Raw genomic sequence first — 8,295 nt, 5'->3', positions numbered from 1 at the left:
GCGCCACGTCCAGGTCGACACGCTCCACCGTCCATGGCGCAGTCACGCCAAGCAGCTGCCGGTACAGTTCCACGCTGTCCATCGCACACCTCCTTACCAAGCCATGCGCGAAAGCGTACTACCTACCCACACGAAAGTCTGAAGAACCTTATTTGATACTCACCGGGTCGCGGTTAGCGCTCACCGGCTTCCACTTTCGGCTGCCGCCTTCCGGGTAGACCAGTCTCCCTGCCTTGTGAGTTTGCCTAACAACGCTTGCCAGGCGTTTTCCTTTTGAAGCCGTGCGGGATGGCGTTATCGTGGAGGCCCCTGTCTTCTGCGGCACTCCGCGCTCGCCATGCTGTCGCCCCGCCTCGTCCTTTGCCTGCTGATCACCTATCTGGTTTGGGGCACGACCTATCTCGCAATCCGCTTCACGCTGGAGAGCTTCCCGCCGTTCCTGATGATGGGCTCGCGCTTTGTCTGCGCGGGCCTGCTGCTGGCGTTGTGGCTGCGGTATCGCGGTGCTGCCATGCCGACGCTGCGCCAGTTGCGCAATTGCGCCGTGCTGGCGGGTTTCCTGCTGGTCGGCGGCATGGGGCTGACTGCGGTGGCCGAGCAGACCATTTCCTCCGGAGCGACCACCGTGATGATCGGCGCGATGCCTATCTTTGGTTTGTTCTGGGGATTCTGCTTCGGCGGGCGGCCGCGCTGGTATGAGGGGCTGGCCATCGCGCTGGGCAGCCAGGGCATCCTGGTGCTGACCGGCGGCGCGGAATTCCGCGCGAGTGCCACCGGGGTTGTGGCATTGCTGACGGCCATTGCCAGCTGGTCGTTCGGCTCGCAGCTCGCCAGGCACCTGGACCTGCCACGCGGCGCGGTGGCGTTTGCCGCGGAGATGCTGCTGGGTGGGGCAATCCTGCTGGCGCTTTCCGCTGCGCTCGGCGAACCCTGGCCGCGTACCGTCAGCAGCCAGGCGTGGTGGGCCTGGGTTTATCTGGTGGTGGCGGGATCGCTGGTGGCGTTTTCCGCCTACATGCATCTGGTGGCGAACGTCTCGCCGACGATTTCCAGCAGCTATGTCTATGTCAACCCGCCGGTGGCCCTGGCTGTAGGCGCCTGGCTGGGCAGCGAGCAGATCGCGCCGCAGACCCTGGGTGCGGTGGCGCTGATCCTGGGGGCGCTTGCGGTGCTTAGCCTGGGTACCTGGCGCGGCGCGCGGGCGGTCGCGGCGGCGTGACTTCAGGAGGCCGGAGGCCGCCCGAGGCAACTGGCGGGGCGGCGGCTCAGGATTCGGATTGTTCTTCGATCCACATCGACAGGCGTGCCTTGTAGGCCTGCTGGATATGCCGGCGCGTGATCTGCTCGGCGAGCGCGGGCTCGCGCTGTTCCAGGGCTTCCACCAGTGCGATGTGGTCTTCGTAGGAAACCTGCGCGCGTCCCGGCAGCGCCAGCGTGGTGCGGCCCAGCAGCGCCATCGACTCGTGCAGGGAGCGTAGCGTCTTGAGCAGGTAGCGGTTGTGCGCGCAACGGTGCAGGGTTTCGTGGAAGAGCCGGTTGTTGGCGGCGAGCTTGTCGGGCTGGTCGGCGATGGCGAGGTCGCGCTGGACGATATCGCGCAGCAGCGAGATTTCCACATCGGTGGCGTGGCGCGCGGCGAGCGCGGCGGCGGTGCCTTCCAGCACCTCGCGCATGACATAGAGCTCGCTGACCATGCTGGCGTCGAGTCGCGTCACCATCATGCCGCGGTTGGGCTCGTTGACGACGAGGCCTTCGGACTCCAGGCGCGATAGCGCTTCGCGCACCGGCGTGCGCGACAGTCCCAGCGTGGCCGCCAGCTCCACTTCGCGCAGGCGGGTGCCGGAGGGCAGTTGCCCAGCCTGGATGGCGTTGCGCAGGTGCTGGTAGGCCCGCTCGGCGCGGGGCAGGGAATCGTCGGGACCGGTGCCGGCAGCGCCGGCGAGATCTGCGGAAATCATGGGAGCGGTCGAAACCGTGGTCGTTATGTGTTGTTGTCGTAATGGCGCAAGGCGCGGCAGCCGGGGAGGGTGGACAGCCGGCTGCCTGGTTGCCGTGATGATACCCGCTTCACGCGCGGCAACATCATGCCAGCAGTATGTCCGTCACCAGCCTGCTCAGAGCGGCGGGCATCGCCCGGCCATCGTGCGGGATGCCGCCAACGCTCAAGTGCCATGGCCAGTCGGCGAGTTGAACGGGTGGTACTGGTAAAGCCAGGTTTCCGACAGCGGCTTGCCGTCCAGGCGCAGGAACAGGCGCAGGTCGATCGGTTCCTTGCCTTCGGCGGTGAGATCGAACTGGGCACGCCAGTGCCCGGCGACGCCATTGGGCACCGCTTCGGTAAATATATAGGAAAAGGTGCCGCGCGAACTGCTCAGTACCGCTTCCGGCTTGGTGCCGTAGGGCAGTTTCTCCAGCGGCGCCCCCTTGAACTCCACCATGAACTTGCGCACGCCTTGCGGGCGTGCCTGTCCGGGCTGCCCGCCGTTGCCCAGCCGGGTAGCCACGCAACGCGCCAGCGGGCTCGGATAAGGCTCGTCGGCCAGCCAGTGCAGCCGGTAGCGCAAGCGGAAGCTGCTGCCGGCCTTGGCCTGTGCCTTGGGCACCCACATCGCGACGATGTTGTCGTGGATCTCGTCGTCGGTGGGAATTTCTATCAGTTGCACCGTGCCCGCGCCCCAGCCGTCGCGCGGCTCGACCCACAGGCTGGGCCGCCGCTCGTAATGGACGCCATCCTGGTAGTGATCGAAGTTGCGATCGCGCTGCAGCAGGCCGAAGCCGCGCGGATTGTCATCGCCAAAGCTCGAAGCCATGGTGCGCGGCGGGTTGTTGAGCGGGCGCCAGATATGTTCGCCGGCCCCGTTCCAGATCGCCAGGCCGTCGGAATCGTGCACTTCAGGGCGCCAGTCCACGGCGGTGCCCTTGCTGGCTTCCGAGAACCAGCACATCGACGTCAGCGGCGTCAGGCCCAGGCGCGCCACATCCTTGCGCAGGAACAGCGCGCAATCGATATCCATCAGCACGCCTTTGCCGCGCTGCATGACGAAGCGGTACGCGCCGGCCACGCTGGGGCCATCGAGCAGGGCATAGACCGTGACGCTGTCGCCGTTGCCCGCGGGCGTCTCGAAATAGAAATGCGTGAAGCTCGGAAACTCCTCCGGCTTGCCGGTCTCGGCCACGTCGATGGCAATGCCGCGCGCGGACAGGCCGTACTGGTAGAGTTCGCCGATGGCGCGGAAATACGAGGCGCCAAGGAAGGCCACCCAGTCGTTCTTCTTCCAGTCGAGTTTCTTCTGGTCGGCCAGGCGGCTTTCCTGGAAGCGGAAGCCGGCAAAGCCGCTGCCGCGCGCCAGCTTGCGCGCCGGGCTGTCGGCCGGCATGTCGAAATACGACTCGTCATACACGATCTCGCGCGCCGCCGGCGCGCCCTTGGCGCTGTCGATCACGTGCATGCGCACCGGCTGGCGGAAGAAGGTGCCCAGGTGGAAGAAGGTCACCGGGAACTGGCCGGGCCCGTCCGCGAACAGCGCGTCATCGGTCTTGAAGCGAATCTTGCCGTGCGCCTCGTAGTCGATCCTGGCGAGGATGTCGGCCGGTGCCGTGGCGGGGGGCGCATAAGCCCGGCCAGCCAGGGTGCGGGCTTGCTCAATCAGGGTGTCGAAGCTGAAGGGGCGGGCGTCGCCCAGCTTGATCTTGCCGGCCGCCAGCACGGATGGTGTGATGCCGAGGGCCGCCAGGGCGGCGGAAGCGGTCGCGGAAACGAGCAGGGTGCGGCGATTCATCATCGAAGGCAGGGATCCTTGGCGCAACACGCCGGAATGGGCAGAACTCTAAATGACGCTTGGGGTGAAGGAAAGTTCGGAAAAGGGTGATTGAAAGTGCTGTAAATGGCATTTTTTGGCTTAAACGGCCACCGAGATCCCGCGCAGCGTAGATGGCGGTGCCACACGTGTCCGGGGCGCCGCCCTGCAAGATTGAGGTTGTACTCTTTTTCTGTGGGATATAGTATGTGATATATCAATGGATATACCCATAAAACCACAGGAGACAACTGATGAAAGTGTGTATCTATGGTGCCGGCGCCATCGGCGGCTATATCGGCGTTCAGCTTGCCCTGGCGGGCGCCGAAGTCAGCCTGGTCGCACGCGGCCCCCACCTCGCCGCGATGAAGGCCGACGGCCTGCGCCTGCTGTGCGACGGGGAGGAGCGGGTGGCCAGGGTCAACTGCACCGACGACCCCGCCCAGCTGGGGCCGCAGGATTACGTCTTCATCACCTTGAAGGCGCATTCCGTGCCGGGCGTGGTGGACCTGATGCAGCCCTTGCTCGGGCCGAAGACGGCCATCGTGACTGGCGTGAACGGCATTCCCTACTGGTACTTCCATCAGCATGGCGGCCCGCTGGCCGGTACCACGCTGGAAAGCGTGGACCCGGGCGGGCGCCAGTGGCGCGGCCTGGGTCCCGAGCGTGCRATCGGCTGCGTGCTGTATCCCGCCGCGGAGATTGCCGAGCCCGGCGTCATTCGCCATGTCTACGGCAAGAAGTTCCCGCTCGGCGAGCCCGACGGCAGCAAGTCGGCGCGCGTCAGCCACCTGAGTGAAATGATGGTGGCCGCCGGGCTGGACGCGCCCATCCGCGACAATATCCGCGACGAGATCTGGCTCAAGCTGTGGGGCAACCTGTGCTTCAATCCGATCAGCGCGCTTACGCACGCCACGCTGGATATCATTACTTCCGATCCCGCCACCCGCGGGCTGTCGCGGGCGATGATGCTGGAAGCCCAGGCGATTGCCGAGCGCTTCGGTGTGCATTTCCGCGTCGACGTGGAGCGCCGCATCGACGGCGCCGGCGCGGTGGGTGCGCACAAGACTTCCATGCTGCAGGATCTGGAAGCGGGGCGCGCGATGGAGATCGACCCCTTGCTGACCGTGGTGCAGGAAATGGGGCGGCTGGTGCGGCAGCCCACGCCGATGGTGGACACGGTGCTGGGCCTGATCAAGCAGCGCGAAAGGATGGCGCAGGCGGCTTGAGCGGGATGGCCGGGCAGGCATTCCGGTAGCACATGGCCGCGCCGGCCCACTACGGCGGCGCACCATGTGATATACCATATACGTAAAACCGCCGTTCCCGGCAGCCGATTTATGTCAATTGTGCATTTTGCTATGCATTCGACTCATGTGATGGCTGCTTTTGGTAAGCTAGGCGGCAAGCTGCCGGCCACTGCCCTGTGCGCCGAGGCGCTGGTATCAACAAGAGCCCATTCATGTCTGTGCAAAGCCCATCCGCCGTTCAGCCAGCTGGACTGACCCTGTCCCTGCAACCCATCAATGCGGGCGCCAGCCTGCGCGACCAGGCGTACGCCATGCTGCGCCAGGCCATTGCCGACGCCGATATCTATCAGTCGACCGAGGAAATCCGGCTGGACGAGCGTGTCCTGAGCGAAGCGCTGGGCGTGAGCCGCACCCCCATCCGCGAAGCCATGACGCTCCTGGAGCAGGAGGGTTTCCTGCGTACGGTGCCGCGGCGCGGCATCTACATCATGCGCAAGACCAAGCGCGAGATCGTGGAAATGATCCAGGTGTGGGCGGCGCTGGAGAGCATGGCCGCGCGCCTCGCCACCTTGCATGCCAGCGACGCGGAGATCGCGCAGTTGCGCCATATGTTCGACAGCTTCCGCGATGCGACCCCGGCTGAGCATATCGAGGAGTACTCCGACGCGAATATCGCCTTTCACCAGGCGATCGTGCAGTTGTCGAAGTCGCAGATCATCATGGACTCGATCAAGAATATCTTTGTCCATGTGCGCGCGATACGGAAGATGACGATCTCGCAGAGTGATCGCGCCTCGCGTTCCATCGTCGATCATTTGCGGATTATCGAGGCGCTGGAGAAGCGCGATACCGAGCTGGCGGAGAAGCTGGTGCGCCAGCATTCGCTGGACCTCGCCGACTATGTCGAAAAGCACTGCGATTTCCTCGATTGAGCAGCAAGCGTACCGGACGCCATGGCAATAAGAAAAACGGCGGATATTGTCCGCCGTTTTTCATTGACAACGCCAACGTGCTACGCGCCCATCGCCGCCACCATGGTTTTGCCCAGTTCGGCCGGCGAACGCGCTACCCGGATGCCGGCGGCGCGCATGGCGTCGATCTTTGCCTCGGCGGTCCCCATGCCGCCGGAGATGATGGCCCCTGCATGCCCCATGCGCCGGCCCGGCGGGGCGGTGGTGCCGGCGATAAAACCCACCACGGGTTTGGCCTGCCCGCCGCTGCGCGCATCGCGCAGGAACTGCGCGGCTTCTTCCTCGGCAGAGCCGCCGATCTCGCCGATCATGATGATGCCTTCGGTGTCGTCGTCGGCCAGGAACATCTGCAGGCAATCGATAAAGTTGGTGCCGTTGACCGGATCGCCGCCGATGCCGATGCAGGTGCTCTGCCCGAGCCCGGCGGCCGTGGTTTGCGCCACCGCTTCATAAGTCAGCGTGCCGGAACGGGACACCACGCCGATCTTGCCGGGGCGATGGATATGGCCCGGCATGATGCCGATCTTGCATTGTCCCGGCGTGATCACGCCCGGACAATTTGGCCCGACCAGACGGCTGCCCGAACCGGATAGCGCGCGCTTGACCCGCACCATATCGATCACCGGGATGCCTTCGGTAATGCACACGATCAGGCCGATGCCCGCGTCCACGGCTTCCAGGATGGCGTCGRCAGCGAAGGGCGGGGGCACGTAGATGACCGAGGCGTCGGCGCCCGTGCGCTCCACCGCGGCGGCTACGGTGTCGAACACCGGGAGCCCGAGATGCGTCTCGCCGCCCTTGCCGGGGGTGACGCCGCCGACCATGCGCGTGCCGTAGGCCAGCGCCTGTTCGGAGTGGAAGGTACCTTGCGCGCCGGTGAAGCCCTGACAGATTACCTTGGTGTCTTGATGGATCAGTACGGCCATGTCATTTCCCTCCCTTATCGCCGTTATTGCCAGTTTGCACGACGCCTTGAACGGCCTTGACCACTTTCTCCGCGGCGTCGGCAAGGTGGTCGGCCGACAGGATCGGCAAGCCGGAGTCGCGCAGGATGGCCTTGCCGAGTTCCACGTTGGTGCCTTCCAGCCGGACCACCAGCGGGACCGTCAGGTCGATCTCGCGCGCGGCGGCCACCACGCCTTCGGCGATCACGTCGCAGCGCATGATGCCGCCGAAGATATTGACCAGGATGCCCTTGACCTTGGGGTCGTCGAGGATCAGGCGGAATGCCGCCGTCACACGTTCCCTGGTGGCGCCGCCACCCACGTCGAGGAAGTTGGCCGGCTCCCCGCCATAGAGCTTGATGATGTCCATGGTGGCCATGGCCAGCCCGGCGCCGTTGACCATGCAGCCGATGCTGCCGTCGAGCTTGACGTAGTTCAGCCCATGGCGGGCCGCCGCGGATTCGGCGGGATCTTCCTCGGTTTCGTCGCGCAAGGCTTCGATGTCCGGATGGCGGTACAGCGCGTTGTCGTCGAAGTTGAACTTGGCGTCGAGCGCGATCACGTCGCCAGCGCGCGTCACCACCAGCGGGTTGATTTCGACCACCGACGCGTCCAGCTCGGTAAATGCACGGTAGGCCGAGAGGATAAAGCGCGATGCCGCGCTGACCTGCTTGCCGGTCAGCCCCAGCCCAAAGGCCAGGCGGCGCGCGTGGAAGGGCTGGATGCCGCTGGCCGGCTCGATCGCGACTTTCAGGATTTTCTCCGGCGTGCGGGCCGCGACTTCCTCGATTTCCATGCCGCCTTCGGTGGAGGCCATCAGCGTGATGCGGGAGGTGGCGCGGTCGATCAGCATGCCCAGGTATAGCTCGCGGGCAATCTCGCAGCCTTCTTCTACATATAGGCGGCGCACTTCGCGGCCGGCTTCTCCGGTCTGCTTGGTGACCAGCACTTTGCCGAGCATCTGTTCGGCCTGCGTACGCACGGCATCGACTGACTTGACCACGCGCACGCCGCCCTTGCCGCCCGGATCGCCGGCAAAGCGGCCGGCGCCGCGGCCGCCGGCATGGATCTGGGACTTCACCACCCAGACCGATCCGCCGATCTTGCGTGCCGCGCTGGCGGCTTCCTCCGGGGTAAACGCAACGGCCCCGCGCGGCACGGCCTCGTCGAAGCGCCTGAGCTATTCCTTGGCCTGATATTCGTGAATGTTCACAAGTCTCCTCGCTCTTGGTGATGCGGGTGCCGGCGAGCCGCGAAACCGGATGGTCCGGCAAGACGCGCTGTGAAATATGGTATGTAATATATCAACGAGAAACAAGCGAATTTTCCACGA

At 65.1% G+C, this 8,295-nt stretch carries 7 protein-coding genes; 3 read left to right on the top strand and 4 right to left on the bottom strand.

The window, feature by feature from the left end:
- Positions 1-340: 340 nt before the first annotated feature.
- On the top strand, positions 341-1,219 hold the full coding sequence (locus AC1DKD_RS17815; RefSeq protein WP_441630651.1) for an EamA family transporter: 879 nt from the start codon (positions 341-343) through the stop codon (positions 1,217-1,219).
- Between the two features lie 46 nt (positions 1,220-1,265).
- Here the strand turns inward: AC1DKD_RS17815 and AC1DKD_RS17810 are convergent, their stop codons facing one another.
- Both AC1DKD_RS17810 and AC1DKD_RS17805 read right to left on the bottom strand, forming a co-directional pair.
- On the bottom strand, positions 1,266-1,958 hold the full coding sequence (locus AC1DKD_RS17810; protein WP_441630647.1) for a GntR family transcriptional regulator: 693 nt from the start codon (positions 1,956-1,958) through the stop codon (positions 1,266-1,268).
- Positions 1,959-2,162: 204 nt separating this feature from the next.
- Entirely contained in the window at positions 2,163-3,782 is a 1,620-nt protein-coding gene (locus tag AC1DKD_RS17805; RefSeq protein WP_441630645.1) for an OpgD/OpgG family glucan biosynthesis protein, read from the bottom strand.
- A 269-nt stretch (positions 3,783-4,051) separates the two neighbouring features.
- Between AC1DKD_RS17805 and AC1DKD_RS17800 the strand changes: the two genes are divergently transcribed.
- Positions 4,052-5,026 (top strand): 2-dehydropantoate 2-reductase, encoded by a 975-nt coding sequence (locus tag AC1DKD_RS17800; protein ID WP_441630643.1) that lies wholly within the window; start codon positions 4,052-4,054, stop codon positions 5,024-5,026.
- A gap of 233 nt (positions 5,027-5,259) precedes the next feature.
- Positions 5,260-5,979, top strand: a complete 720-nt coding sequence (locus tag AC1DKD_RS17795; protein ID WP_035862714.1) for a GntR family transcriptional regulator — start codon at positions 5,260-5,262, stop codon at positions 5,977-5,979.
- A gap of 80 nt (positions 5,980-6,059) precedes the next feature.
- Here the strand turns inward: AC1DKD_RS17795 and sucD are convergent, their stop codons facing one another.
- Positions 6,060-6,944, bottom strand: coding sequence for a succinate--CoA ligase subunit alpha (gene sucD, locus AC1DKD_RS17790; protein ID WP_477143529.1), 885 nt, complete (start codon positions 6,942-6,944; stop codon positions 6,060-6,062).
- Position 6,945: 1 nt separating this feature from the next.
- The gene (gene sucC / locus AC1DKD_RS17785; protein WP_477143528.1) at positions 6,946-8,121 is read right to left on the bottom strand and encodes an ADP-forming succinate--CoA ligase subunit beta; all 1,176 of its coding nucleotides are present in this window, start codon (positions 8,119-8,121) and stop codon (positions 6,946-6,948) included.
- Positions 8,122-8,295: the final 174 nt, after the last annotated feature.

Source organism: Cupriavidus sp. 05T313, from assembly GCF_056396665.1.
Note: the sequence above shows the minus strand (reverse complement) of the source record. Positions and strands in the feature narration are given on the sequence as shown.